At 73.0% G+C, this 26695-nt stretch carries 22 protein-coding genes; 11 read left to right on the top strand and 11 right to left on the bottom strand.

Features of this window, described 5'->3' with window-relative positions; genetic code table 11:
• Window positions 1–106: 106 nt before the first annotated feature.
• The 4 genes from ACYVOM_RS14620 (at window position 107) to ACYVOM_RS14605 (ending at window position 5359) form a co-directional block, all read left to right on the top strand.
• The gene (locus ACYVOM_RS14620) at window positions 107–2092 is read left to right on the top strand and encodes an MMPL family transporter (RefSeq protein WP_460303882.1); all 1986 of its coding nucleotides are present in this window, start codon (window positions 107–109) and stop codon (window positions 2090–2092) included.
• A gap of 128 nt (window positions 2093–2220) precedes the next feature.
• Window positions 2221–3441: an acetyl-CoA C-acetyltransferase gene (locus ACYVOM_RS14615; protein ID WP_460303881.1), complete on the top strand. Its 1221-nt coding sequence runs from the start codon at window positions 2221–2223 to the stop codon at window positions 3439–3441.
• Window positions 3438–4259 (top strand): MaoC/PaaZ C-terminal domain-containing protein, encoded by an 822-nt coding sequence (locus ACYVOM_RS14610; RefSeq protein ID WP_460303880.1) that lies wholly within the window; start codon window positions 3438–3440, stop codon window positions 4257–4259. Before ACYVOM_RS14615 ends, ACYVOM_RS14610 begins: the two co-directional genes overlap by 4 nt.
• A 128-nt stretch (window positions 4260–4387) precedes the next feature.
• A complete protein-coding gene (locus ACYVOM_RS14605) occupies window positions 4388–5359 on the top strand; it encodes a helix-turn-helix transcriptional regulator (RefSeq protein WP_460303879.1) in 972 nt (323 codons plus the stop codon).
• Here ACYVOM_RS14605 and ACYVOM_RS14600 read toward each other — a convergent pair.
• Together ACYVOM_RS14600 and ACYVOM_RS14595 are read right to left on the bottom strand one after the other, a co-directional pair.
• Window positions 5343–6236: an SDR family oxidoreductase gene (locus tag ACYVOM_RS14600; RefSeq protein WP_460303878.1), complete on the bottom strand. Its 894-nt coding sequence runs from the start codon at window positions 6234–6236 to the stop codon at window positions 5343–5345. The two genes, ACYVOM_RS14605 and ACYVOM_RS14600, sit on opposite strands and share 17 nt — an antisense overlap.
• Window positions 6237–6284: 48 nt before the next feature.
• On the bottom strand, window positions 6285–6752 hold the full coding sequence (locus tag ACYVOM_RS14595; RefSeq protein WP_460303877.1) for a MarR family winged helix-turn-helix transcriptional regulator: 468 nt from the start codon (window positions 6750–6752) through the stop codon (window positions 6285–6287).
• 61 nt (window positions 6753–6813) lie between these two features.
• On the opposite strand from ACYVOM_RS14595, the gene ACYVOM_RS14590 reads away from it, so the two are divergent.
• Window positions 6814–7668: an SDR family NAD(P)-dependent oxidoreductase gene (locus ACYVOM_RS14590; protein WP_460303876.1), complete on the top strand. Its 855-nt coding sequence runs from the start codon at window positions 6814–6816 to the stop codon at window positions 7666–7668.
• Window positions 7669–7675: 7 nt separating this feature from the next.
• On the opposite strand, the gene ACYVOM_RS14585 is transcribed toward ACYVOM_RS14590, so the two are convergent.
• The 7 genes from ACYVOM_RS14585 to ACYVOM_RS14555 all read right to left on the bottom strand — a co-directional run bounded on the left by ACYVOM_RS14585 (window position 7676) and on the right by ACYVOM_RS14555 (window position 15037).
• A complete protein-coding gene (locus tag ACYVOM_RS14585) occupies window positions 7676–8122 on the bottom strand; it encodes a helix-turn-helix transcriptional regulator (protein ID WP_460304366.1) in 447 nt (148 codons plus the stop codon).
• Window positions 8123–8696: 574 nt separating this feature from the next.
• A complete protein-coding gene (locus ACYVOM_RS14580; protein WP_460303875.1) occupies window positions 8697–9164 on the bottom strand; it encodes a carboxymuconolactone decarboxylase family protein in 468 nt (155 codons plus the stop codon).
• Window positions 9165–9317: 153 nt separating this feature from the next.
• A complete protein-coding gene (locus ACYVOM_RS14575) occupies window positions 9318–11702 on the bottom strand; it encodes an ATP-binding cassette domain-containing protein (protein ID WP_460303874.1) in 2385 nt (794 codons plus the stop codon).
• A gap of 126 nt (window positions 11703–11828) precedes the next feature.
• A complete protein-coding gene (locus tag ACYVOM_RS14570) occupies window positions 11829–12239 on the bottom strand; it encodes a VOC family protein (RefSeq protein WP_460303873.1) in 411 nt (136 codons plus the stop codon).
• A gap of 135 nt (window positions 12240–12374) precedes the next feature.
• Entirely contained in the window at window positions 12375–13025 is a 651-nt protein-coding gene (locus ACYVOM_RS14565; protein WP_460303872.1) for a PepSY domain-containing protein, read from the bottom strand.
• A 103-nt stretch (window positions 13026–13128) separates the two neighbouring features.
• A complete protein-coding gene (locus ACYVOM_RS14560; RefSeq protein ID WP_460303871.1) occupies window positions 13129–13752 on the bottom strand; it encodes a DedA family protein in 624 nt (207 codons plus the stop codon).
• A gap of 124 nt (window positions 13753–13876) precedes the next feature.
• Window positions 13877–15037: a hypothetical protein gene (locus ACYVOM_RS14555; protein ID WP_460303870.1), complete on the bottom strand. Its 1161-nt coding sequence runs from the start codon at window positions 15035–15037 to the stop codon at window positions 13877–13879.
• A 149-nt stretch (window positions 15038–15186) separates the two neighbouring features.
• On the opposite strand from ACYVOM_RS14555, the gene ACYVOM_RS14550 reads away from it, so the two are divergent.
• The 4 genes from ACYVOM_RS14550 to erm all read left to right on the top strand — a co-directional run bounded on the left by ACYVOM_RS14550 (window position 15187) and on the right by erm (window position 18466).
• The gene (locus tag ACYVOM_RS14550; protein ID WP_460303869.1) at window positions 15187–16086 is read left to right on the top strand and encodes an amidohydrolase family protein; all 900 of its coding nucleotides are present in this window, start codon (window positions 15187–15189) and stop codon (window positions 16084–16086) included.
• Between the two features lie 57 nt (window positions 16087–16143).
• Window positions 16144–16599, top strand: a complete 456-nt coding sequence (locus tag ACYVOM_RS14545) for a PPOX class F420-dependent oxidoreductase (protein WP_460303868.1) — start codon at window positions 16144–16146, stop codon at window positions 16597–16599.
• Window positions 16600–16806: 207 nt separating this feature from the next.
• The gene (locus ACYVOM_RS14540) at window positions 16807–17352 is read left to right on the top strand and encodes a DUF4352 domain-containing protein (RefSeq protein ID WP_460303867.1); all 546 of its coding nucleotides are present in this window, start codon (window positions 16807–16809) and stop codon (window positions 17350–17352) included.
• Between the two features lie 295 nt (window positions 17353–17647).
• Window positions 17648–18466, top strand: coding sequence for a 23S ribosomal RNA methyltransferase Erm (gene erm / locus ACYVOM_RS14535; protein ID WP_460304365.1), 819 nt, complete (start codon window positions 17648–17650; stop codon window positions 18464–18466).
• 224 nt (window positions 18467–18690) lie between these two features.
• Here the strand turns inward: erm and ACYVOM_RS14530 are convergent, their stop codons facing one another.
• Window positions 18691–18954: a dihydrofolate reductase family protein gene (locus tag ACYVOM_RS14530; RefSeq protein WP_460303866.1), complete on the bottom strand. Its 264-nt coding sequence runs from the start codon at window positions 18952–18954 to the stop codon at window positions 18691–18693.
• 272 nt (window positions 18955–19226) lie between these two features.
• Here ACYVOM_RS14530 and ACYVOM_RS14525 point away from each other — a divergent pair, with 272 nt between their 5' ends.
• Together ACYVOM_RS14525 and ACYVOM_RS14520 are read left to right on the top strand one after the other, a co-directional pair.
• On the top strand, window positions 19227–22595 hold the full coding sequence (locus ACYVOM_RS14525) for a pyruvate carboxylase (protein WP_460303865.1): 3369 nt from the start codon (window positions 19227–19229) through the stop codon (window positions 22593–22595).
• A 127-nt stretch (window positions 22596–22722) separates the two neighbouring features.
• Window positions 22723–25941 carry a BTAD domain-containing putative transcriptional regulator gene (locus ACYVOM_RS14520; protein ID WP_460303864.1) on the top strand — a complete coding sequence of 1073 codons (3219 nt, stop codon included), beginning with the start codon at window positions 22723–22725 and terminating at the stop codon, window positions 25939–25941.
• Here ACYVOM_RS14520 and ACYVOM_RS14515 read toward each other — a convergent pair.
• A complete protein-coding gene (locus tag ACYVOM_RS14515) occupies window positions 25926–26627 on the bottom strand; it encodes a hemerythrin domain-containing protein (RefSeq protein WP_460303863.1) in 702 nt (233 codons plus the stop codon). The two genes, ACYVOM_RS14520 and ACYVOM_RS14515, sit on opposite strands and share 16 nt — an antisense overlap.
• Window positions 26628–26695: the final 68 nt, after the last annotated feature.

Raw genomic sequence — 26695 nt, 5'->3', positions numbered from 1 at the left:
CAATGCGCACTGGACCTATTGTCCACTCTGGGTGGGTGTAGGCCCACCCCGAAGACGCCAGTCCGCTGGATGTCGCGTGCGACCCGCGCTTTCTAGCGTCGTGGGCATGGAAATCGCTGAGAAGCTGGGCGGCTGGAGCGCGCGCCACCGCGTCGCCGCCCTGGTGCTGTGGCTGCTGTTCGTCGTCGCCGCGTCCGTTCTGGGCGCGATGGCGGGGCAGCAGCCGATGACCGACGCCGAGAACGCCTTCGGCGGCTCCCGGCAGGCGATCGAGATGCTGGAGGAGGCCGGCGTCGAGGACCCGGTGAACGAACTCGTCCTGGTGCACGGGACCGACGCGCGGCCCGTCATCGCGGCCGTCGAGCGGACGGGGGCTGCCGTGCGCGTCGCGGAGGCAGCGCGGACCTCCGACGCGGTGCTCGTCACCTTCGACTGGAACGGCGACATCGGCGACGCCACCGACCGCTACCCGGCGGTGCGGGACGCGATCACCGCGACCGGGCTGCGCGCCGAGGTCTTCGGCGGCGCCACCGTCGACCGGTGGTTCGAGAAGGCCTTCGACGAGGACTTCGCCCGCGCCGAGTGGACCGCCGTGCCGCTGGCGCTCGGCATCCTGCTCGTCGCGTTCGGCGCGCTCGTCGCCGCGGTCCTGCCCGTCGCGCTGTCGCTCACCGCGTTCGTCGCGGCGACCGGGCTCGGCGCGCTCGCCAGCCACTGGTTCCACGCCGCCGACGCCACGGGATCGGTGATGCTGCTGATGGGGCTCGCCGTCGGCGTCGACTACTGCCTGTTCTACCTGCGCCGCGAACGCGAGGAGCGGGAGCGCGGAAAGACCTCCGCCGAGGCGCTGGCGATCGCGGCCAGGACGTCCGGACATTCGGTGCTGGTGTCCGGCGCGACGGTCGCGGTGGCGATGGCAGGGCTGTTCCTGTCCGGGATGCCGCTCTTCGAGAGCTTCGCCGTCGGCACGATCCTCGTCGTGCTCGTGGCGATGACCGGTTCGGTCACCGTGCTTCCCGCGCTGCTGTCGCTGCTCGGCGACAAGGTGGACGCGGGCCGGCTGATCCGGCGGCGGCGTCCGCGCCGCCAGGGCAGGGCGCTGCCAGCGGTCCTGCGCGCCGTCATCGCCCGGCCCGCGCTCGCGACCGCGCTCTCCGGGGCCTTCCTCGTCGCGCTGGCGCTGCCCGTCCTCGGCATGCGCACCGAGCTGCTGTCGCTGCGCCAGACCATCCCCGCCGACGATCCCGTCATCACCGCCTACGAGCACATCCTCGCCGCGTTCCCCGCGCAGGCGGCCACCGGCGAGATCCTCGTCAAGGGACCGGCCGGGGACCTCGCCTCGCTCGGGGAGGTCCGGGCGCAGAACGGGATCACCCGCGTCACCGTCCCGCTGGCGACCGAGGCCGACCTGGCGAGGGCGCGGGACGCCGTGCGGGGCCACCCTGGCGCGGTCGTCGACGGCGACCTGGCCTTCAGCGAGGACTACAACGACCAGCTCGCGCGGGCGATGCCGCCGGTGTTCGGGTTCGTCGCCGGGGCCGCGTTCCTCATCATGCTCGCCGCGTTCCGCTCGGTGGCGATCGCGGTGGTGTCGGTCCTGCTGAACCTGCTGTCCGTGGGCGCGGCCTACGGCGTCATCGTCGCGATCTTCCAGCACGGCTGGGGCGACGGGCTCGTCGGGACGACGGGGGCCGGCGCGGTCCAGGCGTGGCTTCCGCTGTTCGTGTTCGTCATCCTCTTCGGGCTGTCGATGGACTACCACGTCTTCGTCGTCTCCCGGATCCGGGAGGCCCGGCGGCAGGGCATGCCGACCCGTCAGGCGGTCTTCCATGGGATCTCCTCCAGCGCGGGCACGGTGACGAGCGCGGCGCTCATCATGGTCGCGGTCTTCGCGGTCTTCGCCACCCTGTCGATGCAGGACTTCAAGCAGCTCGGGGTGGGGCTGGCCGTCGCCGTCCTGCTGGACGCCACGCTCATCCGGGTCGTCCTGCTCCCGGCCGTCCTGTCTCTGCTGGACGAGCGCGCCTGGTCGCTGCGCGACCGGAAGGCCCCGGCCGCCGTGCAGGACGCTCCGCTCGCGCCGGTCGCCTGACGCGCGCCGCGGCAGGGCCCTCGCCCGGGGCTTTGCCGCGGGTCCCGGAGCGGATTACCCAACCTAGCGTTTGCTACATTGGCGTCGGTGCGAGCCGCGCCGTCCCCGCAGAGCTTGGAGGTGCACCGATGCCGGAGGCCGTCATCGTCGCTATGGCCCGTTCGCCCATCGGGCGGGCGTACAAGGGGTCGCTGAAGGACCTGCGGCCCGATGACCTGCTGGTGCAGATGGTGTCGGCGGCGCTGGCGCAGGTGCCGGCGCTCGATCCGGCCACGCTGGACGACCTGATGGTCGGCTGCGCGCAGCCCGCGGGCGAGCAGGGGTACAACATTGCACGGCAGACCGCGATCGGGCTCGGGCTCGACGGGGTGCCGGGCACGGTAGTGCAGCGGTACTGCGCGTCCAGCGTGCAGACGACGCGGATGGCGCTGCACGCGATCCGGTCGGGGGAGGGCGACGCGTTCGTCTCGGCCGGGGTCGAGTGTGTGTCGCGGTACGCGCGCGGCAAGTCCGACGGGGCCGAGGGGACGCACCACCCGAAGTACGCGGCCGCCGAGGCGCGGAGCGCGTCCCGGACCGGTGCGGGCGTCACGGTGTGGCGCGACCCGCGTGAGGACGGGGAACTGCCCGACCCGTACGTCGCGATGGGGCAGACGGCCGAGAACGTCGCGCAACTGCGCGGCATCGGCCGGGAGCGGCAGGACGCCTTCGGGGCGCGCAGCCAGCACCTCGCCGAGAAGGCCCTCGCCGACGGGTTCTTCGACCTCGACATCACGCCGGTGACCCTGCCGGACGGCACCGTCGTCGCCAAGGACGACTGCCCGCGCCCCGGAGTCACCACCGAATCCGTCGCCGCACTCAAGCCCGTGTTCCGACCGGACGGGACCGTCACCGCGGGGAACTGCTGCCCGCTCAACGACGGCGCCGCGGCGCTCGTCGTCATGTCCGACCGGAAGGCCGCCGAACTGGGGCTGACGCCGTTGGCCCGGCTCATCTCGACAGGGGTCTCCGCGCTGTCGCCGGAGATCATGGGGCTCGGGCCGGTGGACGCGATGCGCCAGGCCCTCTCCCGTGCCGGGATCACCGCCGCCGACCTCGACCTCATCGAGATCAACGAAGCCTTCGCCGCCCAGGTCCTGCCCACCATCGACGACCTCGGCCTCAACGAGGACAAGGTCAACGTCCACGGCGGCGCGATCGCACTCGGCCACCCGTTCGGGATGACCGGCGCGCGGCTCACCACCACCCTCGTCAACGGCCTCCGCCGCCGCGACGGCCGCTACGGCGCCGTCACCATGTGCGCCGCCGGCGGCCAGGGCATGGCCCTCATCGTGGAGCGCCTGTCATGAGCTTCCCCTCCCCGCAGGACCCGGCCGGTGCGTGGGCCGGAGTCCGCCTCGGTGAGCGCACCGCGTCGTGGACCGAGCGCGACGCGATCCTCTACGCCCTGTCCGTCGGGGCCCGCGCCGAGGAACTCGACCTCGTGTACGAGCGCCGCCTGCGCGTCCTGCCGACGTTCGGCCTGACCCTCGCCCAGTGGGCCCCCGACGTGGCGGGGACCAACGGCGCGTTCGCGCCGACGACGGCGCTGCACGCCTCCCAGCGGCTGGAGGTCGCCGCTCCCCTGCCGCGCGGCGGCGAGCTGACGCTGTCGGCCCGCGTCTCCGCGGTCTGGGACAAGGGCTCCGCCGCCATCTTCGACATCGAGGTCGAATCCCGCTGCTTCACCGCCACCTGGTCGATCTTCGCGCCGGGGCGCGGCGGTTTCGGCGGCGACCGGGGCCCCTCGGCGCGCTCGGCCTCCCCCGCCGGGACGCCTCCCCTGACCGTCGAGGTCCCCACGTTCGCCGAGCAGGCCGCGCTCTACCGCCTCTCCGGCGACCTGCACGCCCTCCACGTCGACCCCGAGGCGGCCAAGACCGCGGGCCTGGACCGCCCCATCCTCCACGGCCTCGCCACGCTCGCCACCTGCACCGTCGGCCTGGCCCGGGCCCTCGGCGCCCACCCCGCCGACCTCGGCTCCGCCTCCGGCCGCTTCTCCTCGCCCGTCCTCCCCGGCGACACCCTCGCCCTCCACGCCCACCCCGCCAACGTCACCACCGACTACACCGCCCACGTGGCGGACCGAACCGTCCTCTCCGGCGCCACCGCGTCCTACGGCGGCTGACCTCCTCCGCTGAGTCGCGTCTCCGAGAAAGGGCGGCTCAGGCGAGCGCTCACCCTGAGGCGTGCCGGCCCCCGACCGGTGCGCCCGACCCGGCCCGCCGATCCGCGGTGATCGCGTAGGTTGGTGGGGTGCGTGCGGGGCGGCTGATCTCTCTGGTGCTGGTGCTGCAGGAGCGGGGGGTGCTGACGGCGGCGGAGTTGGCCGCTGAGCTGGGGGTGTCGGAGCGGACGGTCTACCGGGACGTGCGGGATCTCGTGGAGGCGGGGATTCCGGTCTACGCCGACCAGGGGAGGCACGGCGGGTACCGGCTGGTCGACGGGTACCGGACGCGGCTCACGGGGATGACCAGGGACGAGGCCGAGGCGCTGTTCCTCGCCGGGCTGGGCGGGACCGCCGAGCAGCTCGGCCTGGGCGAGGTCGCAGCGTCAGCGCGGCTGAAGCTGGTGGCGGCGCTGCCCGTGCCGTTCCGGGAGGCCCCGGGGCGGACGGCGCGGCGGTTCCACCTCGACGTGCCGGGCTGGTGGACCGACGCCGAGGCGCCGCCGCTGCTCGAAGGGCTGGCCCGGGCGGTGTGGGCGGACCGCGAGGTCGCGATCGGATACCGGGAGGCCGCGCGGGTCGTGGCGCCTTACGGTCTCGTGCTCAAGGGCGGGATCTGGTACCTCATGGGGGCCGTCGAAGGGCAGGTCAGGACCTACCGGGTGGATCGGATCGCGTCGGTGGCGGAGACCGGGCGCGGGTTCGTCCGGGACGAGGGCTTCGACCTCGCGGCGGCCTGGCGGGACCGGTCGGCCCGGTTCGTCGCGTCGCTGCTGCGGGCGGAGATCACCGTCCGGTTGAGCCCGCGCGCGGTGCGGGCGCTGCGCCACGTCGCCGAGCCGCCCGCCGCCGAGGCCGCCATGGCGGCGGCGGGCGAGCCCGACGGGCGGGGGTGGGTCGTCACCGTCCTGCCCGTCGAGAATCTCGATGTCGCCTATGACCAGATCCTGCGGTTCGGTCCCGAAGCCGAGGTGCTGGAGCCGCCTGAGCTCCGGGTCCGAATGGCCGACGCCGCCGCGCGCCTGGCCGGGCTGTACGGGCCGGTCAGCGGTAGCCGGTGACGTCGGCGGGCTTGCCCGCGTCCTGGACCTCGACGATGTAGCGCCAGGCGTCCGGGCGGCTGCCGTCGGCGTCGGTGAAGCCGTACACCTGGGCGAGGCCGCCGCTCGACAGGGAAGCCCCGTTCCAGCGGCGGCGGTCCGGGTCCGCCGCGAGGGCGGCGACGGCGCGGCCGACGTACAGGGGCGTCTCGGAGATCGCGAAGTGCGGCTGGGCCGCGAGCGCGTCCCGCCAGTTCGCCTCGGTGACGCCGTAGTGCTCCAGCATCAGCTCCGAGCGCAGCCAGCCCGGCGTCAGCGACACCGCGGTCCCGCCGAACGGGTCGAGCTCCTTGCTCTGCGCGAAGCCGAGCCGGTTCACCGACACCTTCGCCAGGTCGTAGAACAGCGAGATCCGGTAGTGGTCGGCGTTGTACGCGGCGGTGCCGTCCGTCATCTCCACGACGAGCCCGCCGGGGTTGCGGACGAGCAGGGGCAGCGCGTAGTGGCTGGTGATGATGTGGGTGTCGATCGCGAGCCGCAGGATCCGCAGCCCGTCGTCCAGGGAGTGCTCCCAGAGCTTCGCGTTCCAGTCGAACAGCAGCTCACCGCCCCAGATGTCGTTCACGAGCACGTCGAGCCTGCCCTGTTCGGCGTCGATCCGCTCGACCAGGCGCGCGACCTGCGCCTTGTCCAGGTGGTCCACGACGACGGGGATGCCCGTTCCGCCCGCTTTCTCGACGAGCGCGGCGGTCTCCTCGATCGTCTCGGGCCGGTCCATCTCCGACCTCCTGCCGCCTCCGCTGCGTCCCGTCACGTAGACCGTCGCGCCGATCTCGCCCAGCGCCACGGCCACCCCGCGCCCCGCTCCCCGGGTCGCCCCCGCCACCAGTGCGATCATGTTCCGTTTCATACCTCCCACCCTCCCGCCCATACCTGACACCCCCTGTCAGTCTTTCGGAGCCTCTTCCCCTGAGGCGAGCCGAGCGAGGAGGCGGGTCAGGTGGGCGAGATCCTCGTCCGCCCAGTCGCGGGTCCGGGCGTAGAACTCTTTGCCGCGCTCGTCGAGGGTGGCGGCGACCCTCCGATGCCCCTCCTCGGTGAGCGCCACGAGCACGCTCCGCCGGTCGGAGGGCGACGGCGTGCTCTCCAGGAGCCCCAGGCCGCGCATCTTGCCGATGAGGGTGCTGGTGGAGCTCCGGTCCATGGCCACGGCCTCGGCGACCTCGCTGGGCCGGGCAGGGCCGAACGCGTGCAGCCACCGTGCGATGTGGAACGCCGCGGGCTGGAGCCCGGGATGGAAGTGCGCGGCGCTCCGCTCGCTCAGCGCCCGCGTCGCACCGAGCAGGGCGTTGATCTGCTCGGCCATCGCGTGTTCCAGGTCCCGCCGGTTCCCTCCCGACGAAGTGGTTTGCATATCCGAACTATATCACCTTAAAGTGATGGGCATCGGCAAACCACTTCAGACAGGATCGACCATGCGACCCCTGTACGTCATCACCGGCGCCACCGGCGGACTCGGTCGGCGCGCCGCCTTTGAGCTGGCCCGGCGCGGCGGACGGCTCGCGCTCACCGCGCGCGACCCCGCGAAGGGCGAGCTGACGCGACGCGAGATCCTCGCGCGGGTCCCGGACGCCGAGGTGGAGGTCTTCATCGCCGACTTCGCCCGGCTCGACGACGTCCGGCAGGTCGGCCGGAAGATCGGCGACCGGTACGGGAGCGTCGACGTCCTCATCAACAACGCGGGGCTGCACGCGTTCACGGCACGCACGACGCCGGACGGGCTGCCCGAGATGGTCGCGGTCAACTATCTCGCGCCATGGCTGCTCACCCGCGAACTGCTGCCGGCGCTGCGCCGGGCCCCCGCGGCGCGGATCGTCACCGTCGCCTCGCAGGCCTCCCGCCGGCACGGCGGCCTCCGCCTCCCGGACGACCTGACGGAGACCGTCCCCTTCACGGCGCGCGGCTCATCGGCGCACTACGGCAAGACCAAGCTCCTCGACATCATGTTCACCCGGGAGCTGGCCCGCCGCCTGGACGGCACGGGCGTCACCGCCACCTGCCTCGACCCCGGCTTCAACACCACCGGGCTCGGCCGCGAGCTCCGGTTCGCCGGGCCCCTGGAGAAGGCGCTCACCCGGCTGCGGATCGGCGATCCGGCACGCGGGGCGGGCCTCATCGTCGCGCTGGCGGCCGACCCCGCTTACCTGGCCCATAGCGGCGGCTACTACAGCGTCCGGGGCGCGCGCCCGATCGAGCCGGTCGCGCCGGGCGGCGACCCCGCGCTCCAGGCGCTGCTGTGGCGCGAGACCGAACGGATCGTCGGCCGGTGAAGGGCCGTCAGGCCGAAGGGCCGCGGCGGGTGGGGGTCTCGCGGATGGGGCGGGTGACCTGCTTGGCGACGCAGGAGGGCAGGCCCTCGGTCTCGCCGTCCGCGACGGCCTGGCGATAGGCGCTGGGCGACATGCCGACGAGCTCGGTGAAGCGGGTGCTGAACGTGCCGAGAGAGGAGGAGCCGACGGCGAAGCAGACCTCGGTGACGCTCATGTCGCCGCGCCGCAGCAGCGCCATCGCGCGCTCCACGCGGCGGGTCATCAGGTAGGAGTAGGGGGACTCGCCGTAGGCGCGGCGAAACTCGCGGCTGAGATGGCCCGCCGACATGTGGACGCCGCGGGCCAGCGCCTCGACGTCGAGGGGCTGGTCGTACTCGCGGTCCATGCGGTCCCGGACCCGGCGGAGCCTCGCCAGATCGCTCAGGCGCTGTTCCTCGCTCGGCCTGCCGGTCATTTCACGATCCTGCCATACCGCCTGGACTGCGATCGCCGCCGCCCGCGCGGCCCGGAACCGGGGCGCGGGCCCTCTGTCAGCGGATTCAGGGAAAGCGCCCTCCCTAGAACGGGTCGTCCGGCCGCTCCCCTTCGACGCTTCGGGATCCACCTCGGCGACGGTCTCGGTGACCCACTTCTCCGACCAGCGGAACCAACGGCTCGCGCCGGAGAAGAGGAGCGGGAACTCGGTCCCGCCGGACACCCTGGTCCCGCCGGCCACGAACCTCACGCCCTGGCGGTCCAGACCCTGCTCCCGCATGTACGCGTTGAGCTTCTCGGCCACGAGGGCCGCCTTCTCGGCATCCGCGAAATCTAAGAAACGCACGGTGAAACCCAATTGACCGACATACCGGAGATCGTAGGACCGCGGAGCGGTTCGTGATCCGGACGATCCCGGAAACAGGCTGTGCTCACCAGGCCCGGCCCACGGGCTCTTCAAGAACCCGGCTGCGCCGGGGAACCCGCGAAACGGGCCGGGCCCGGGGGGAACCCCGGGCCCGGTGCCTCGGCCGGAGGCGTCCGGCCGGAGAGGGTCAGCCGAACATGCCGGGCTGGTAGTCGCCCGCGGGCATCCGGAGGGTGACGTTGAGGCGGTTGAAGGCGTTGATGACGGCGATCGCCGAGACGAGGCCGGCGAGCTGGTCCTCGTCGTAGTGCTTGGCGGCGTTCGCCCAGACCTCGTCGGTGACGCCCGTGCCGTCGGCGAGGCGGGTGGCCTGCTCGGCGAGTTCCAGGGCGGCGCGCTCGGGCTCGGTGAAGACCGTGGCCTCGCGCCAGGCGGCGACCAGGTTGAGGCGGGCCTGGGTCTCACCGGCGGCGAGGGCGTCCTTGGTGTGCATGTCGAGGCAGAAGCCGCAGCCGTTGATCTGGCTCGCGCGGACCTTCACCAGCTCCGCCGTCGCGTGCGGCAGGACGCTCTCGGCGGCCTTGCCCGCCGCGATGAGGCCCTTGAGCACCTTGCCCGCCACCGGGTTCGCGAAGGCGTTCAGTCGGGGTTCCATGGTCGGCTCCTTTGCCGTCGTCTTTCGGGTTCACAGAGATGACGGGATAGCCCGTCCCGATGTGACGACCCGCGAAAGTGAGCCGCGTCACCCTGACGGCGAAGCGGCCCCGGAGAGGTCTCCGGGGCCGCTTCGTGCGCGTGTTCCCGCCGGTCAGGCGCCCACGTAGGCGGCCAGGTGCTCGCCCGTCAGGGTCGAGCGCACCGCGACGAGTTCGGCCGGTGTCCCCTCGAAGACGATCGCGCCCCCGTCGTGGCCCGCGCCCGGTCCGAGGTCGATGATCCAGTCGGCATGTGCCATGACGGCCTGGTGGTGCTCCACCACGATGACGGACTTGCCGGATTCGACCAGCCGGTCCAGCAGCCCCAGGAGCTGTTCCACGTCGGCGAGGTGGAGGCCCGTGGTCGGCTCGTCCAGCACGTAGATCCCGCCCTGCTCACCCATGTGGGTGGCGAGCTTGAGCCGCTGCCGCTCGCCGCCGGACAGGGTGGTGAGCGGCTGGCCGAGGCTGAGGTAGCCGAGGCCGACGTCGGCGAGCCGCTGGAGGATCTTGTGCGCGGCAGGGATGCGGGCCTCGCCCTCGGCGAAGAACGCCTCGGCGTCCGTCACCGACATGGCCAGGACCTCGCTGATGTCGCGCCCGCCGAGCCGGTACTCCAGCACCGAGGAGTCGAAGCGCCTGCCGTCGCACTCCTCGCAGGTGCTCGCGACCCCTGCCATCATCGCCAGGTCCGTGAAGATGACGCCCGCGCCGTTGCAGGCCGGGCAGGCGCCCGCGGAGTTCGCGCTGAACAGGGCGGGCTTCACCCCGTTGGCCTTGGCGAACGCCTTGCGGATCGGCTCCAGCAGCCCCGTGTAGGTGGCCGGGTTGCTGCGCCGCGAGCCGCGGATCGGGGCCTGGTCGATGGAGACGACGCCGGCGCCCGCCGGGATCGAGCCGTGCACCAGCGAGCTCTTGCCGGAGCCCGCCACGCCCGTCACCACGACGAGGACGCCGAGCGGCACGTCCACGTCGACGTCGCGGAGGTTGTTTGCGGTCGCGCCGCGGATCTCCAGCGCGCCCGTCGGCTTGCGCACCGACTCCTTGACCGAGGCGCGGTCGTCCAGGTGGCGTCCGGTGATGGTGCCGCTGGCCCGCAGCCCGTCCAGGGTGCCCTCGAAGCAGACGGTGCCGCCGCCCGTGCCCGCGCCGGGGCCGAGGTCCACGATGTGGTCGGCGATCGCGATCATCTCCGGCTTGTGCTCCACGACGAGGACGGTGTTGCCCTTGTCGCGCAGCCGCAGCAGCAGCTCGTTGGCCCGCTGGATGTCGTGCGGGTGCAGGCCGGAGGTGGGCTCGTCGAACACGTAGGTGGTGTCGGTGAGCGCGGACCCGAGGTGACGGATCATCTTGGTGCGCTGCGCCTCGCCACCCGACAGGGTGCCCGCGGGGCGGTCCAGCGACAGGTAGCCGAGGCCGATCTCCACGAACGAGTCGAGGGTGTGGCCGAGCTTGGCGAGCAGCGGCGCGACGGACGGCTCGTCCAGCTCGCGGACCCAGGCGGCGAGGTCGGTGATCTGCATCTGGCAGGCGTCGGCGATGCTGATGCCCTTGATCTTCGACGCCCGCGCGGCCTCGCTGAGCCGGGTGCCCTCGCACTCGGGGCAGTCGGTGAAGGTCGTCGCCCGCTCCACGAACGCTCGGATGTGCGGCTGGAGCGCCTCGACGTCCTTCGACAGGATCGACTTCTGGATCTTGGTGATCACGCCCTCGTAGGTGAGGTTGATCCCGTCGACCTTGATCTTGGTCGGCTCCTTGTAGAGCAGGTCTTCCAGCTCCTGCTTCGTGAACTGGCCGACCGGCTTGTCGGGGTCGAAGAAGCCGCAGCCGGAGAAGATCCTGCCGTACCAGCCGTCCATGGTGTAGCCGGGGACGGTCAGCGCGCCCTCGTTGAGGGACTTGGAGGCGTCGTAGATCTGGGTGAGGTCGATGTCGGAGACCCTGCCGCGGCCCTCGCAGCGCGGGCACATGCCGCCCGCCCGGGTGAAGACGACCTTCTCGGCCTTGGCGTCCTTGCCCTTCTCGACGGTGATCGCGCCGCTCGCGCGGACCGTCGGGATGTTGAAGGAGAACGCGTTCGGGGAGCCGACGTAGGGCTGCCCGAGCCTGCTGAACAGGATCCGCAGCATCGCGTTGGCGTCGGTGGCGGTGCCGACCGTGGAGCGCGGGTCGGCGCCCATCCGCTGCTGGTCGACGATGATCGCGGTGGTCAGGCCCTCCAGGACGTCCACCTCGGGACGGGCCAGGGTCGGCATGAAGCCCTGGACGAAGGCGCTGTAGGTCTCGTTGATCAGCCGCTGGGACTCGGCGGCGATCGTGCCGAACACCAGGGAGCTCTTGCCGGAGCCGGAGACCCCGGTGAAGACCGTCAGCCTCCGCTTGGGGATCTCGACGCTGACGTCCTTGAGGTTGTTCTCGCGCGCCCCCTGCACGCGGATCAGGTCATGGGTGTCGGCGGCGTGCGGCGCGGACGAGGGCCCGTTCGTCCCGTCGGTCATCTTCTCTCCATCGTCATCTGTCGGTGCGGGGCCCCGCTCAGGGGCCCCGCCGGCGTCGCCCGGCTCGATGCGGTCTTCGATCATATGCGCGAACAACGCTGCTCCGGGCGGCTTCGTTCCGGAACGTCAGCGCGCTTCCTGGACGCGGACCAGGTTGCCCGAGGGGTCGCGGAACGCGCAGTCGCGCACCCCGTACGGCTGCTCGGTGGGCTCCTGGACGACCTCGGCGCCGGTCCCCGCGACCTTCTCGAAGGTCCCGTCCAGATCGCTGCTGGCGAGGATGACGGTGGCATAGGTGCCCTTGGCCATCATCTCGGTGACGACGCGCCGCTCGTCGTCGGTGATGCCGGGGTCGACGGCGGGCGGGGTGAGCACGATCGCCGTGTCGGGCTGGCCCTTCGGCCCGACCGTGATCCAGCGCAGGCCGCCGTGGCCGACGTCGAGGCGGACTTCGAAGCCGAGCGCGTCCCGGTAGAAGGCGACGGCGGCGTCCGGGTCGTCCTGCGGGAGGAAGGTGGAGTGAATGGTGATGTCCATGCCCGCAACGCTAGATCCGGCCTGGTCACCGGCGCTTCTCGATTCCTGACCGGTGCGCCGCGGGGGCGCGGACGCGGAAGGCCCCGGGGCGCGTCGCGGTCACGCGGCGGCGCCCCGGGGCCTTCCGGGAGCGGGTCAGGGAGTCGGCATCGGGGACGCCGGGCTCTCCGTCGGGCTCATGGTGGGGCTCTCGGTCGGCTTCATGACGGCCTCGCCGCTGGTCGCGTCGACCACCACCTCGTGCTCGGCGCCCTGGTCGTCGACGACCTCGACCATCCAGGCGCCCTTGCCGTCCTTCTCGTGGAACTTGAGCTCCTTGACGGTGCCGGGCTGCTTCTCCGTCGCCTTCGTGATGGCGTCGGTGGCGGTGATCTTGGCATCCTTGACGGCGGTGGACATCTTGGCCGTGGTCTCCGAGCTCGCCGCCTTCGGGCCGGTGACGTCGCCGCTGGTGGCGTCCACCATGACGGTCTGCCACTTGCCGTCCTTGTCCAGGACCAGGATGTCCCAGCTCTGCGAGCCTTCCTCGCCCTCCAGGGACGCCGAGGCGACCTTCGAGTCCTGCACCTTGTCCATCGCCTTGGAGATGGCCTGTTCGGCCGTGACGTCCGGCGCGGTGAACGGCGCGGACGGGCTCATCGTGGCCTCCGGCTCCGTCGGAGAGGGCGTCTCCGTCGCCCGGACGGCTCCGGGCGCCCGTACTGCGTCGTCGGCGAACGACGTTCCGGACATCCCGGCCGCCGTGGCGGCGGCGAGCGCGATCGCGATCACGGTCTTGGCAGGCATGGAGTACTCCCCACTCGACACGAATGCATCACCGCCACCCTCCGTGAACGATCCTGAACGCGGGCTGAAGGCCGCTGAAGATCGCCTCAGCTCCGGCCGGACCTCAGGCCCGGCGCACGCGGCGCAGCTCCCGCAGGACGGGCAGCATCGAGAGGACCGCGAGCACGAAGACCACCGGGAGGAGGTACCGGTCCACGCCGGGGATCGCGCCGCCGACGAGGTAGCCGACGAGGATGAGGCCGACGGTCCAGACGAGTCCGCCGGTGACCTGCCAGAACACGAACGTGCGGGCAGGGACTTCGAGAGCCCCCGCGACGGGGTTCAGCACGGTCCGGATGATCGGGATGAACCTGGCGAGGACGATGGCCTTGCCGTACCCGTAACGGGCGAGGAGCTCCTCCGCCCGTGCCACGCCGTCGTGCAGCCTTCCCTTCTCCCTGCGGGCCAGCAGCATGCGGCCGCCGCGCCGGCCCAGCTCATAGCCCGTCTGCGCGCCGAGCAGCGCCCCGGCCACCGCCGACACCATCACCCACGGCAGCGACAGCGGCTCGTCCAGGCTGGATCCGGCGGTGCACAGCAGCCCCGCGCTGAACAGCAGCGAGTCCCCCGGCAGGAAGAACCCGATCAGCAGCCCCGTCTCCGCGAAGAGGACCACCCCGACGCCGATGACCCCGAAGGCCACCAGCAGCGCGTGCGCGTCCAGCGGATTCACCATCAGCCCGGACATCCGACCGCCTACTTTCCACCGCGCCCTCAAGCCCCGAAAAGCCCTGTACGAGGATCTTCTTCTCCTTCAAGACCCTCGGCAAGGACCCGCGCCGAGCGTACCGAACCGGTCGGCCCGCGGCCGCTCAGGGGAGATCGAGGCGGGCCAACGCGCCGCGCGGCGAGCCGTCATCACCGGAGCCGACACAGCCCGCTCTCAGCAGGGTGTTCGTGCCGGGAAGGGCGGCCAGGTCGCGCGGCGACGTGTAGGAGGTGTCGCCGCAGTCGAGGGGTTCGGGCGAGATGGGGGTGAGCGTCCAGGTGCCCGACGACGAGCGGTGGAACAGCCCGCCGGACTCGTCCGAAGCCTTCTCGGCGGCGAACCACAGGCCGCCGTCGCGGGCGGGAACCGGCTCGCCGAGCCGCCAGCCGCGCGCGACCTTCGGCTTCTCGGCCTCCCAGACCTGCCCGTTCCACCGCACGAAGATCCCGGCCTCGGCGTCCCCGCCCCGCGTGCAGGTGCCGACCGGCCCACCTCGATGGGATGCCAGAGTGTCGGCCCCGCCGCACGCAGAGTCCGGGAGGACCCGCCACCGCCCGCCGTCGAACCGCAGCGCCCGGACCGCGCCGTCGCCGTCCGCCCAGGACCCGGGTCCGGGCTTGGCTCCGGTCGCGAACAGGCGGCCCTTCGGCCCCTTCACCACAGTCCGCACCACGTAGGGCGCCGCCTGCTCCCTCCACGACCTGCCGTTGTAGTGCACCGCGACGGCCTTGAACCTGCCCTTGACGACACGGGTGCCGAACGCCCAGATGTCCTTGCGCCCGAGCACCGCCATCGCGTTGAGGTGGTAGCCCCGCCACTTCTTCATGGCGGTCCACTTGGTGCCGTTCCAGCGCACCAGCGTCGAGGAGTACTCGTCCACCCGCGGCCGCGCCTCGTAGGAGACGAACTGCGCCATCGCGTAGACCGCGGACGGGCCGACCGCGCCGACGGGGCCGAACCGGTTGCCGAGCTTCGCCGGGAGCCCCGTGTGCTTCCAGGTCGTCCCGTCGAAACGGTAGGCGAGCAGGTCGCTGGTCGGCTTGTCCGCGAATTCGGCGCCGTTGCCGTCCCCGAACGCGAACGCCTCCTTCGCGCCCAGCGCGAGGACGCTGTCGAAATACGAGAATCCCTGGTGGTACCGGGGCTCGATCTTCTTCACCAGCCGCCACTCCGCGGTCGGCTGGGTGCCGACGGCCACCGACGGGACCGCCGCCAGCACCGCCCCCGCCGACACCACGACACCCGCGATCCGACCCACGCGCATTCACCGACTCCCGAACTCCACCGGCACAGTAGGACGATGATGGGGTAACGGCGAGCCGAAGAGAAGACGTGAAGGGGAGAATTTCCACCGCGCGGGCGTGAGCGGGGGCTGTGTGGCGCCCGGGGTCTCCGGTTCAGTAGCGTCCTTGCGTGAGCGAGACGTCGGATTCGGGGGTCGCGGTGGACGAGGCCGCGGAGGTCGTGAAGTTCTGGGAAGGGCTCGGGCTGCGCGGGATCATCGACGTGCACACCCACTTCCTGCCGAAGAACGTCATGGACAAGGTGTGGGCCTACTTCGACGGGGTCGGGCCGCTCACCGGGATCGAGTGGCCGATCCGGTACCGGGCCGACGAGGACGAGCGGCTGGCCACGCTGCGGTCGTTCGGGGTCCGGGCGTTCACCGCGATGGTCTACCCGCACAAGCCGGACATGGCGGCGTGGCTCAACGGGTGGGCCGCGGACTTCGCCGCCCGCACCCCCGACTGCCTGCGCACCGCGACGTTCTTCCCCGAACCCGGCGCCGCCGCGTACGTGCGCGACGCGATCGAAGGCGGCGCGCGGGTCTTCAAGGCCCACCTTCAAGTCGGCGCCTACGACCCCCGCGACCCGCTCCTCGACGACGTGTGGGGGCTGCTGGCCGAGGCGGGCGTGCCCGTCGTCGCGCACTGCGCCTCCGGCCCGATCCCCGGCGCGTTCACCGGGCCCGAGCCGATCGGCGAGGTCCTGCGCCGGCACCCGCGGCTGCCCCTGATCGTCGCGCACCTGGGCATGCCCGAATACGGCGCGTTCCTCGACCTGGCCGAAGCCCACTCCGAAGTCCGCCTGGACACCACGATGGCGTTCACCGACTTCCCGGACTTCAACCCCTTCCCCGCGGCCGACGTCCCCCGGCTGCGCGGGCTCCAGCACAAGATCCTGCACGGCAGCGACTTCCCGAACATCCCTTACCCCTACGCGCACTCGCTGGAGTCCCTCGCCCGCCTCGGCCTCGGCGACGACTGGCTGCGCGCGGTCGTGCACGGCAACGCCGCGGCGCTCTTCGCCCTCTGACCCGGCCGGGCCCACCCGTGGGCCTGTGACGTGCGAGGACGCGGTTACGGTGGAGGCATGCCACGTATCGCCACCGCCGACCGCGTCGACCGCACCGACCTGCTGGAGTTCCTGCGCACCCGCCACCGCGGCGTCCTCGTCACCGCGAAATCCGACGGGACCCCGCAGATGTCGCCCGTCACCTGCGGGGTGGACGCCGAAGGCCGCATCGTCGTGTCCACCTACCCGTCCCGTGCCAAGATCCGCAATGCCCGCCGCAACCCGGCGGTGTCCATCTGCGTCCTGTCCGACGACTGGGACGGCCCCTACGTGCAGGTGAACGGGCGGGCCGAGGTCCTCGACATGCCCGAGGCCGTGGAGGGCCTCGTCGACTACTACCGCTGCATCGCCGGCGAGCACCCCGACTGGGACGAGTACCGCGCGGCCATGGCCCGCCAGGACAAGTCGCTGCTGCGCATCGAGATCGAGTCGTGGGGGCCGATCGCGACCGGCGGGTTCCCGCCGAGCGCCTGACGATCCCCCGGGTTCCGCCGCGCGGGACCCGGGGCCGGTTCCTTTACGCAGCAAGTTTCCGGTCGGCCGTTTTACACATCGCCCGAAAATGTCCACTCCGAAACACGCGGCACAGTTCCGTGAATGCGTCACGGAACACAGATCACGCACAAAGGCACCTCTAGGGTTGACATGCCCCCTGCGTCACATCGTGTTTCGGAGAGCTGAATGAAGAAGTCCTTTGCCGTCCTGGCCGCCGTGCTCGTGCTCGGCCTCGCCGGATGCGCCCCCGCCGAGGTGACGAACGAGCCGGATCAGCCGGCGGGCAACGCGCAGCAGCAGGATCAGGAGGCGGCCGAGGCCACGATCGGCGACAAGATCACCCTCAAGGGCACGGACGAGAACCTGAAGGTCGCGATCACGGTGCTGAAGAAGCCGAGAACGGTCAAGGCCACCGACGGACTCAAGCCCTCCGAACAGGGCAACCGTTTCGTCGCCTTGCAGCTCTCCCTGAAGAACGTCGGCACCATCGTCTACGACGACTCGCTCCTCACCAGTGCGGTACTGCTCGACGCCGACGGCCAGGAGTACAACACGACGATCCTCACCAAGATCTCGGCCGGACCCATCATCGACAATGTGAAAATGGCGCCCGGAAAGCAGCGGAAGGGCTGGCTCGTCTTCGAGATGCCGAAGAAGATCAAGCCCGCCACCCTCCAGGTCACCCTCGACAGCGGAATGGCCCCGCAGAGCGGCGAATGGAAACTGAACTGACCTGAGTCGCACGCGGCCCCGTCGTCCCCCGGACGGCGGGGCCGCGCGCGTTCGCGCCGGACACGCCAGGCCGTGCGCCGCACACGCCCGGCAGGCGCGCCCGGGGCTCGGCCCCGCGCGGAAAATCCTTTGCGGGCCGGATCGGCGGGCTCCTACGGTGTCCCGCATGACATACACGGTTCCCTTCTTCATGCGTCTGCGCGGAGGCCGGGCTCTGGCTCGCTAGCTTCGTACGACGCGAGCCCAGGGCCCATCGAGATCCCTTCCCATCTCGAGGACCCGAAAGGGCTTGGCTGTGGCACAGGACTTCGCGCACGGAAACCATGCGCATACCCAGAACCAGGCAAGGAGGACACAGCGCGGCGGCGGACGCACGCCCCGGGACCGGGCGCGGCGTGAGCTGTCGCAGAACTTCCTCATCGATCCCGCCGCCGTCGGGCTCGTCATCAAGGCGGCCCGGCCGAGCGGCCTCGTGCTGGAGCCGGGCAGCGGCGACGGCGCGCTCACCACGGCGCTGGCCGCGACGGGCGCACGGGTCGTCGGCTACGAGATCGACCCGATGCTCGCGGCCCGGCTCAAGGCGCGGACCGGGCTGGACGTCATCAGGGCGGACTTCACCAGAGCGCGCCCGCCGGGCACGCCGTTCTCGGTCGTGGGGAACATCCCGTACTCGGCGACCTCGAAGATCGTCGGCTGGTGCCTGCGGGCTCCGGGGCTGACCTCGGCGACGCTGCTCACCCAGCGGGAGTACGCCCGCAAGCGCAGCGGCGACTTCGGCAGGTGGAGCCTCGTCACGGTGGAGAGCTGGCCGTGGTTCGACTGGACGCTGCACGACACGATCGGCAGGGAGAGCTTCCGGCCCGTCCCCGCCGTCGACTCGGCGATCCTCAGGATCGACCGCCGCCCGGCGCCGCTGGTGCGGGACGGCGGCGCCTGGCAGCGCCTCGTCGAACGCGGGTTCTCCGGGGTCGGCGGCTCGCTCCACGCCTCGCTCGGCCGCCACTACCGCGGCGTCGACGCGGCGTTCGCCCACGCGGGCATCGCCCCCGACACCGTCGTGGCGTTCGTGCGGCCCGCCCAGTGGATCGCCCTCCACACCGCCCTGCACGACTGACGGGGCGGCCCCGCCGCCCCGCGTCCTGCCTTCCGGGCGCGGGGCGGCACCACCCGTCCTTCCCCAGGCACGCAACCCGTCGTAGCGGCCCCGCCCAAGCGCGTCGCCTGGCCCGTTCCGCCGCCGGCACCCGGGCGTACGGTTCGGCGGCCCGGGCGGAAGCGCGCGCGACCTCTCCCGCTCCGTCCGGCTCCGCCGCGCGCCACGTGCGGCGGAGCCGGACGTCATGGGCGGACGCGGAACAGCATCGCGGTGGTGGGGCCGTCGGTGGTGTCCTTGTGGACGTCGTCGCCCCGGAACGTCCTGTTGCCGACGAGCAGGGCCCCGGTCCCGTCCCTGACCTCATCGGCCACCGGGTCGGGGCCGATGAGGCCGGCGAGCCATGCCATGTCGCCGCCCGAACCCGCCATGAAGCCGTCCAGGGACATGGTGAACTGCCACTGCACCTTCGCCGCGCCCCTTGTGGTCTCTTCCGTTTCCCCGTTCATGACCCGCCTCCTCCGGCTTCCGCCTCCTCGATGAACTCCGGAACCGTGAACGCTACGCCGCCCCACCGACAGTTCCGGGAGCCGCGCGCCGGGCGATCGGAGCCCGGGGGTGTGAGAGCGGCGCGGCCCGGCAACGAACCGGGTGGCCGCGCGCTTATTTGGGTAATTAATCACTTACGGCACAGATCTCCGTTCTTTCCCCGGCGACGCTCTGTGCACGGGCCCGCCGGTCATGTGACCGTCGCTGGTATCCGACGACGAGGAGCAGTGGCATGATCACCAAGTTGCTGGTCGCCAACCGCGGCGAAATCGCCGTGCGCGCCTGCCGCGCCGCGTACGAGCTGGGCATCGCGAGCGTCGCCGTGTACGCGCAGGAAGACAGGTTCTCCCTGCACCGGCAGAAGGCCGACGAGGCGTACCCGATCGGCGAGCCGGGGCATCCCGTGCGCGCTTATCTGAACGTGGAGGAGATCGTCGCGACGGCGCTGCGCGTAGGCGCCGACGCCGTCTACCCCGGCTACGGGTTCCTTTCGGAGAGCCCCGAGTTGGCCGAGGCCTGCGCGCGGGCGGGCCTGGTCTTCGTCGGGCCGCCCGCCGAGGTGCTGCGGCTGGCCGGGAACAAGATCGAGGCGGTCGCGGCGGCGCGCCGCGCCGGGCTGCCGGTGCTGCGCTCGGTCACGCCCGAGCCCGGCCGCGAACTGGAGGCCGCCGACGAGGTGGGGCTGCCCCTGTTCGTCAAGGCGGCGGCCGGAGGCGGCGGTCGCGGCCTGCGCCGGGTCGACCGGCGCGAGGACCTGCCCGACGCCGTCGACGCCGCGCGCCGCGAGGCGGAGAGCGCGTTCGGCGACCCGACGGTCTTCCTGGAGCAGGCCGTCGACCGGCCCCGCCACATCGAGGTCCAGGTCCTCGCCGACGGCGCGGGCCACACCGTCCACCTGCGCGAGCGGGACTGCTCGGTGCAGCGCCGCCACCAGAAGGTCGTGGAGATCGCGCCCGCGCCGGGGCTCGACCCGCTGATCGCGCGGCGGCTCTGCGCGGACGCCGTCTCCTTCGCGCGGGAAGTCGGCTATGTCAACGCCGGGACCGTCGAGTTCCTCGTGAACGAGCGCGGCGAACACGTCTTCATCGAGATGAACCCGCGCATCCAGGTCGAGCACACGGTGACCGAGGAGGTCACCGGCATCGACCTCGTCCAGGCGCAGCTGCGCATCGCGGGCGGCGAGACCCTCGACGACCTGGGCATCCACCAGGACGAGATCACCGTCTCCGGGTTCGCCGTGCAGTGCCGCATCACCACCGAGGACCCGGCCCGCGACTTCCGCCCCGACACCGGGCGCATCTCCGCCTACCGTTCCCCCGGCGGCGCGGGCGTCCGCCTCGACACGGGCACGGCCTACGCGGGCGCGGAGGTCTCCCCGCACTTCGACTCGCTGCTGGTCAAGCTCACCACCCGCGGCCGCACCTTCGACGACGCCGTGCGCCGCGCCGCCCGGGCCGTCGCGGAGTTCCGCATCCGGGGCGTCGCCAGCAACATCCCCTTCCTCCTCGCCCTCCTCGACGAGCCGGACTTCCGGGCCGGAGGCGTCACCACCGCCTACATCGCCGACCACCCCGCGCTGCTGACGGCCCGCTCCAGCGGCGACCGGGCGACCCGCCTCGTGCGGTACCTGGCCGACGTCACCGTGAACCGGCCGTACGGCGACGCGCCCACCGAGCTGGACCCTGCCGCGAAGCTCCCGCCACTGCCCGGCGGGGCGATGCCGCAGGGCTCCCGCGACCTCCTGCTCGCCTTCGGGCCGAAGGCCTTCGCCGACGGGCTGCGCGGGCAGGCCGCGCTCGCCGTCACCGACACGACGTTCCGGGACGCCCACCAGTCGCTGCTGGCCACCCGGGTGCGGACCACCGACCTGCTGCGGGCCGCCCCGCACGTCGCGCGGACCCTGCCGGGACTGCTGTCGATCGAGGCGTGGGGCGGCGCGACCTACGACGTCGCTCTGCGGTTCCTCGGCGAGTCCCCGTGGGAGCGGCTCGCCGCGCTGCGCGAGGCCGCGCCGAACACCAACATCCAGATGCTGCTGCGCGGCCGCAACACCGTCGGCTACACGCCCTACCCGGACGCGGTCGCCAAGGCCTTCGTGACGGAGGCCGCCAAGACGGGCGTCGACATCTTCCGTGTCTTCGACGCGCTCAACGACGTCGAACGGATGCGGCCGGCCATCGACGCCGTCCTGCACACGCACGCGATCGCCGAAGGCACCCTGTGCTACACGGGCGACCTCTCCTCGCCCGGGGAGCGCCTCTACACGCTGGACTACTACCTGCGGCTCGCCGAGCAGCTCGTCGAGGCCGGGGTGCACGTCCTGTGCGTCAAGGACATGGCCGGGCTCCTGCGCGCGCCCGCGGCCCGCACCCTCGTCACCGCGCTGCGCGCGCGCTTCGACCTGCCCGTCCACCTGCACACCCACGACACCGCCGGCGGCCAGCTCGCGACGTACCTGGCCGCGATCGAGGCCGGGGTCGACGCCGTGGACGGGGCCTCCTCGCCGCTGTCGGGGACGACGAGCCAGCCGCCGCTCCAGGCGATCGTCGCGCACACCGACCACACCGAGCGCGCGACCGGCCTCGACCTCGACGCCGTCCTCGCGCTGGAGCCGTACTGGGAGGCCGTCCGGCGGCTGTACGCGCCGTTCGAGATGGGCCTCCCGGCGCCGACGGGGCGGGTGTACCGGCACGAGATCCCGGGCGGGCAGCTGTCCAACCTGCGGCAGCAGGCCGTCGCGCTCGGCCTCGGCGACAGGTTCGAGGAGATCGAGCGGCTGTACGAGGCCTCCGACAGGATCCTCGGCCGGCTCGTCAAGGTGACCCCGTCCAGCAAGGTCGTCGGGGACCTCGCCCTTCACCTCGTCGCGGCAGGCGCCGACCCGACGCGGTTCGCGGCGGACCCGTCGGCGTTCGACCTCCCCGACAGCGTCGTCGGGTTCCTCTCGGGCGAGCTGGGCGACCCGCCCGGCGGCTGGCCCGAGCCGTTCCGCGGTGCGGCGCTGCGCGGCCGGACGTACACGCCGCCCAAGGCCGAGCTCACGGAGGAGGAGGAGAAGGCCCTCGGCGGACCCGACGTCCGCGCCACCCTCGACAGGCTGCTGTTCCCCGGCCCGGCCAAGGCCTACGCCGAGTCCCGCGCCGCGTACGGCGACGTCTCCGTCCTGCCCACGGGCGCGTTCCTGTACGGCCTGCGCCCCGGCCGGGAGGTGGCCTTCGACCTGGAGCCGGGCGTCCGCGTCCTCACCGCCCTGGAGGCCGTCGGCGAACTTGACGAGGCGGGCTGCCGCCAGGTCATCTGCACCGTGAACGGCCAGGCCCGCACGGTGACCGTCCGGGACCGCTCGGTCGCCCCCGAGACGCCCCGCGCCGAGCGCGCCGACACCGCCGACCCACGCCAGGTCGCCGCGCCCTTCTCCGGCTCGGTGACCGCCAAGGTCTCCCCCGGCGACCGTGTCTCCGCCGGTGACGCCGTCGCCCTCATCGAGGCCATGAAGATGGAGGCCGCGATCACCGCCCCGGTCGACGGCACCGTCAGGCGCGTCGTCGTCCCCGGCCCGTCGCAGGTCGAGGCGGGCGACCTCCTGGTCGTCCTGGAGTAGCCGGCCCCACGGGTCCCGCGCTCCCCCTCGGCGCGCGGGACCACCGCCGCCCCTCCTCCTCGGCGCCCGGGGAGGGGAGGGACGCGGGTCACTGTCGGCGCGGGCGGGGACGTTCTACGCTCGCGGTGTGGAGATCCGGGTGCTGGGGGCGTTGGAGGTCGTCGGGGACGACGGGGTGCCGTGCCGGGTGGCGCCGCGGAAGGTGCGGGAGCTGTTGTGCCTGCTCGTGCTGGCGGAGGGGCGGCCCGTCGCGCCGGGGGCGCTGATCGACGGTCTGTGGGGCGAGGACGCGCCGCCGGAGGCGCAGGCGTCGCTGCACGCGTACGTGTCGAATCTGCGGCGGCTGCTGGAGCCGGGCCGGGCGGCCAGGGAACCGAGCAGGGTGCTGCTGTTCGGGCCTGTGGGGTACACCCTGGCGCTGGATCCCGGGCGGGTGGACGCGGCGCGGTTCCTGGCGCTGGTCGGGCGGGCCGAGCGGGCCGCGGAGCCCTCGGCGGCCGAGCGGCTGGCGGACGAGGCGCTGGCGCTCTGGCGCGGCGAGCCCTACCGGGAGCTCCTGGACCGGCCGCATGCGGCGGCAGTTCGGGCGCGGCTCACCGAAGTGTGGGAGCGGGCCCGTGAGCTGCGGGTCGACGCCGTCATCCGGCAGGACCGGCACGACGAGGTGCTGGGCGACCTGAAGGCCCTGACCCATGAGCATCCGCTCCGGGAGCGGCTGTGGGCGCTGCGCGCGCTGGCGCTGTACCGGAGCGGCAGGCAGGGCGAGGCGCTGGAGGCGCTGCGGACGGCCCGGCGCGTCCTCGCCGAGGAACTCGGCGTCGATCCGGGCGACCGGCTGCGCGAGCTGGAGCGCGACATCCTCGGCCAGTCGCCCGCGCTGCTCCCGCGGCCCGCCGCGCCGCCGCGGACCGCCGGGATCGCGGGCCGCCGGACCGAGCTCACCGCGCTGGACGGCGTGCTGCGGACCGCCGCCGCGGGCACGCCGGGCTTCGCGCTGATCACCGGGGAGCCCGGCATCGGCAAGACCCGGCTCGCCGAGGAGCTGGCGGCGCGGGCCCGCGCCCGGGGCTTCACCGTCGTGGTGGGCCGGTGCGCGGCGACCGAGGGCGCTCCGGCGTTCTGGCCCTGGGTGACGGTGCTGGAGCGGCTCGCCGACACCGCGCCGCCGCTGCCCGAGGGCGTGCGAGCGAACCTGCCCGGCGTCGGCTCCGCCACCGGGGCCGATCCCGAGGGCGCGCGGTTCCGCACCTACGAGGCCGCCGCGCAGGCGCTGGCCGCGAGTCCCGCGCCGGTGCTGGTGGTGCTGGACGACCTGCACTGGGCCGACCGTTCCTCGCTCCGCCTGCTGGAGCACCTCGCCCAGAACGTCCGGGAGGGCCGGCTCGCCGTGGTGGGCACCGCGCGCGACCTGCCGCCGCCGGAAGGGGTCCTGGCCGAGGCGTTCGAGGCGCTCGCGCGGCGCGGGGCGGTGCGGTGCCACCTGTCGGGGCTGTCGGAGGACGACCTGTCCGGGCTGGCCCCCGACGGCACCGACGTACGCGCGCTCAGAGACCGCACGAACGGCAACCCCTTCTTCGTCACGGAGCTGCTGCGCTACCTGCGGGCCGGATCATCCGACGACGGCCGCGCGCTCCCCCTGGGTGTCCGCGACGTCGTCCTCGGCCGGGTGAACCGGCTGCCCGGCCCGTCCGCCGAGCTGCTGCGCGCGGCCGCCGTCGCGGGGCGGGAGTTCGAGGCGGCGATCGTCGCCGAGGCCGCGGGATGCGGCCTGGACGCCGCGCTGGACGGCCTGGAGCCCGCCCTCGCCGCGGGCCTCGTCGCCGAGGGGCGGCCCGGCCGGTTCCTGTTCGTGCACGCCCTCGTGCAGGAGGCGCTGGCCGAGGTGGTGCCGGTGCTGCGCCGGGCGCGGCTGCACGCCGCGGTGGCCGCCGCGATCGAGGCGCGCCCGGGCGGCGCGCCCTCCGACCGGCTGGCCGCCGCGGCCCACCACTGGTTCGGGGCGATCCCCGCGGGCCACACCGCACGCGCCTGGCGGGCGGCGTGGCGGGCCGCCGAGGAGGCCAAGCGGCTGCGCGCCTACGACGCGGCGGTCGATCTGCTGGAGCGCGCCGCACGGGTCGCCGAGGACGACCCCGACCTGGGCGACGGCGAGCGGATGGACCTGCTGTTCGCGCTCGCCGAGGCGAGGTTCGGGGCCGGCGACCTCCAGGGGCAGGAGGCCGAGCTGGCGCGCATCCGGAACCTGGCCAGGGCGGCGGGCGACCGGCGGCGCCGGATCGAGGCAGCGACCGGCTACGGCGGACGCGTCCTCCAGCCCTGGAAGGTCTACGGCGACCACGACCCCGACCTGGTGGCCGAGCTCGTCGAACTGGCGTCCGACGAGTCCCTGGAGCCGTCCGCGCGGGCCAAGGTGCTGGCCTGCCTGGCACTCCAGACCTATTACCAGCCGGGCCGGGAACCCGCCGAGCGCGACGCCTGGAGCGCCGAGGCGGTGCGGCTGGCCCGTCTGGAGAACGACGCGACGCTGCTGGGCAGGGTCCTGTTCGCCCGCTTCTACGCGCTGCTCGATCCGGACTCGGCGCACCAGCGCCTGGCGGCGGGCGAGGAGATGGCCCGTGCGGGCCTGGAGTCGGGTGACGACGAGCTGCGCACGATCGGGCTCACCTGCCAGGGCGCCACGCTGCTGGAGTTCTGCCGGGTCCCCGAGGCGCTCGGGGTGCTCGCCGAGGCCGACCGGCTCATCGCCCGCACCCACATGCCGTACCTGCGCATCATGCTCGGCTGGCTTCGGCTCGGCGTCCTGGTGCACGCCGGCGACCTGGACGCCGCCGAGGCGCTGCTGGCCGCCACCGAGGCCGAGCATCGGTCCACCTCGATGTGGGGCGTGGAGGGCAACGCGGCGGGCGCGGCCTACCAGGTGGCGCTCATGCGGATGCGCCAGGGCGGGGCGCTGCCTGAGGGGTCCGAGGACGACCTCGCCGCGTTCGGGCCCGAAGGCCACGCCCACGCCCTGGTCGTGCTCGGCCGGATCGAGGAGGCACGCCGGGTCGTCGGCCCCTGGGAGCGGCAGGAGCCGCTGCCGCGGACGTTCGTGTACCTGTTCTGGCTGGTCATCCGCTGCGAGGTGTGGGCGGCGCTGGGCGACCGGCGGGCCTGCGCCGACCTCTACGCCGAGGCGTCCCCGTACGCGGACCGGATGGGCATCGCCGGGCTGAGCCTGCTCATGTGGCCGGTCAGCCGCTCGCTCGCCGGGCTCGCCGCGGCGCTGGGCGACGCCGACGCGGCGCGGCGGCACGCCGAGCACGCCGAAAGGGTGGAGCGGGAGCTCCGTCAGCCCCACAGGTAGGCCGTGCGGCGCCGGTAGCGGCGGGCCGCGAGCGGGTGCAGCAGGAGCATCGGCTTGGGCGACGTCCTGCGCAGGTGCGCCTCGACGTCGGCGGGCAGCTCGGCGGTGATCCAGCCGAGCAGCGTCGGCAGCTTGCGCAGGCCGATCTGCCGGGAGAGCGCCCGGTGCATCGCCGCGTCCTCCGCGGGCGTGATGTGGGCCATCATCAGCGGGATGCCTTCGGTCTCCTCGTGCGCGAGGTGCGCGCCGAGCGCGTCGGCGAGCCCGCGCAGGGCGGTCATGAGCGCCTCCCTGCCTTCGGCGGACGGGACCGCCTCGAAGTCGCGGAAGGCGTCGGCGCCCTCCCGGATCCACCGGTCGCAGGCGGCGTGCTCGGCCTCCAGCGCGTCGATGACGGGGCGTGCCTCGGGCGCGCGCTCGCGCAGCCGGGGCCAGACCATCGCGTCCTCGGCCGAGTGGTGGTGGTGCAGCACGAACAGCACCCACGCGAAGTGGGCGCGCAGCGCGGCGACGCGGCGGCGGTCGGTCAGGCCGACCCGGCCGACGGCGGTGATCAGCCGGCCGACGTCGCGGCGGAAGCCGTAGTGGGCGAGGTACATGTTGCCCATGTCGAGGGGTCCCGGCGCGGCGGCGGCCTGGCCGGGCAGCGTGATCTGCGGGACGTTCGGGGACGCGGCGGTGCGCATGGCGGTGCTCCTTGTCGTGCTGTGCGGACGGCGCCATGGTGGCGACCCGCGCTTGGGCGGTTCTGGCC

Source organism: Actinocorallia aurea (assembly GCF_054783995.1).
This window is presented reverse-complemented; position numbering and strand designations above follow the sequence as displayed.

What these genes read in the sequence shown, in the direction of transcription:
- ACYVOM_RS14620 (WP_460303882.1), top strand. Translation starts at nt 107, where the DNA reads ATGGAAATCGCTGAGAAGCTGGGCGGCTGGAGCGCGCGCCACCGCGTC.
- ACYVOM_RS14615 (WP_460303881.1), top strand. Translation starts at nt 2,221, where the DNA reads ATGCCGGAGGCCGTCATCGTCGCTATGGCCCGTTCGCCCATCGGGCGG.
- ACYVOM_RS14610 (WP_460303880.1), top strand. Translation starts at nt 3,438, where the DNA reads ATGAGCTTCCCCTCCCCGCAGGACCCGGCCGGTGCGTGGGCCGGAGTC.
- ACYVOM_RS14600 (WP_460303878.1), bottom strand. Translation starts at nt 6,236, where the DNA reads ATGATCGCACTGGTGGCGGGGGCGACCCGGGGAGCGGGGCGCGGGGTG.
- ACYVOM_RS14595 (WP_460303877.1), bottom strand. Translation starts at nt 6,752, where the DNA reads ATGCAAACCACTTCGTCGGGAGGGAACCGGCGGGACCTGGAACACGCG.
- ACYVOM_RS14590 (WP_460303876.1), top strand. Translation starts at nt 6,814, where the DNA reads ATGCGACCCCTGTACGTCATCACCGGCGCCACCGGCGGACTCGGTCGG.
- ACYVOM_RS14585 (WP_460304366.1), bottom strand. Translation starts at nt 8,122, where the DNA reads ATGACCGGCAGGCCGAGCGAGGAACAGCGCCTGAGCGATCTGGCGAGG.
- ACYVOM_RS14580 (WP_460303875.1), bottom strand. Translation starts at nt 9,164, where the DNA reads ATGGAACCCCGACTGAACGCCTTCGCGAACCCGGTGGCGGGCAAGGTG.
- ACYVOM_RS14575 (WP_460303874.1), bottom strand. Translation starts at nt 11,702, where the DNA reads ATGACCGACGGGACGAACGGGCCCTCGTCCGCGCCGCACGCCGCCGAC.
- ACYVOM_RS14570 (WP_460303873.1), bottom strand. Translation starts at nt 12,239, where the DNA reads ATGGACATCACCATTCACTCCACCTTCCTCCCGCAGGACGACCCGGAC.
- ACYVOM_RS14565 (WP_460303872.1), bottom strand. Translation starts at nt 13,025, where the DNA reads ATGCCTGCCAAGACCGTGATCGCGATCGCGCTCGCCGCCGCCACGGCG.
- ACYVOM_RS14560 (WP_460303871.1), bottom strand. Translation starts at nt 13,752, where the DNA reads ATGTCCGGGCTGATGGTGAATCCGCTGGACGCGCACGCGCTGCTGGTG.
- ACYVOM_RS14555 (WP_460303870.1), bottom strand. Translation starts at nt 15,037, where the DNA reads ATGCGCGTGGGTCGGATCGCGGGTGTCGTGGTGTCGGCGGGGGCGGTG.
- ACYVOM_RS14545 (WP_460303868.1), top strand. Translation starts at nt 16,144, where the DNA reads ATGCCACGTATCGCCACCGCCGACCGCGTCGACCGCACCGACCTGCTG.
- ACYVOM_RS14540 (WP_460303867.1), top strand. Translation starts at nt 16,807, where the DNA reads ATGAAGAAGTCCTTTGCCGTCCTGGCCGCCGTGCTCGTGCTCGGCCTC.
- ACYVOM_RS14530 (WP_460303866.1), bottom strand. Translation starts at nt 18,954, where the DNA reads ATGAACGGGGAAACGGAAGAGACCACAAGGGGCGCGGCGAAGGTGCAG.
- ACYVOM_RS14525 (WP_460303865.1), top strand. Translation starts at nt 19,227, where the DNA reads ATGATCACCAAGTTGCTGGTCGCCAACCGCGGCGAAATCGCCGTGCGC.
- ACYVOM_RS14515 (WP_460303863.1), bottom strand. Translation starts at nt 26,627, where the DNA reads ATGCGCACCGCCGCGTCCCCGAACGTCCCGCAGATCACGCTGCCCGGC.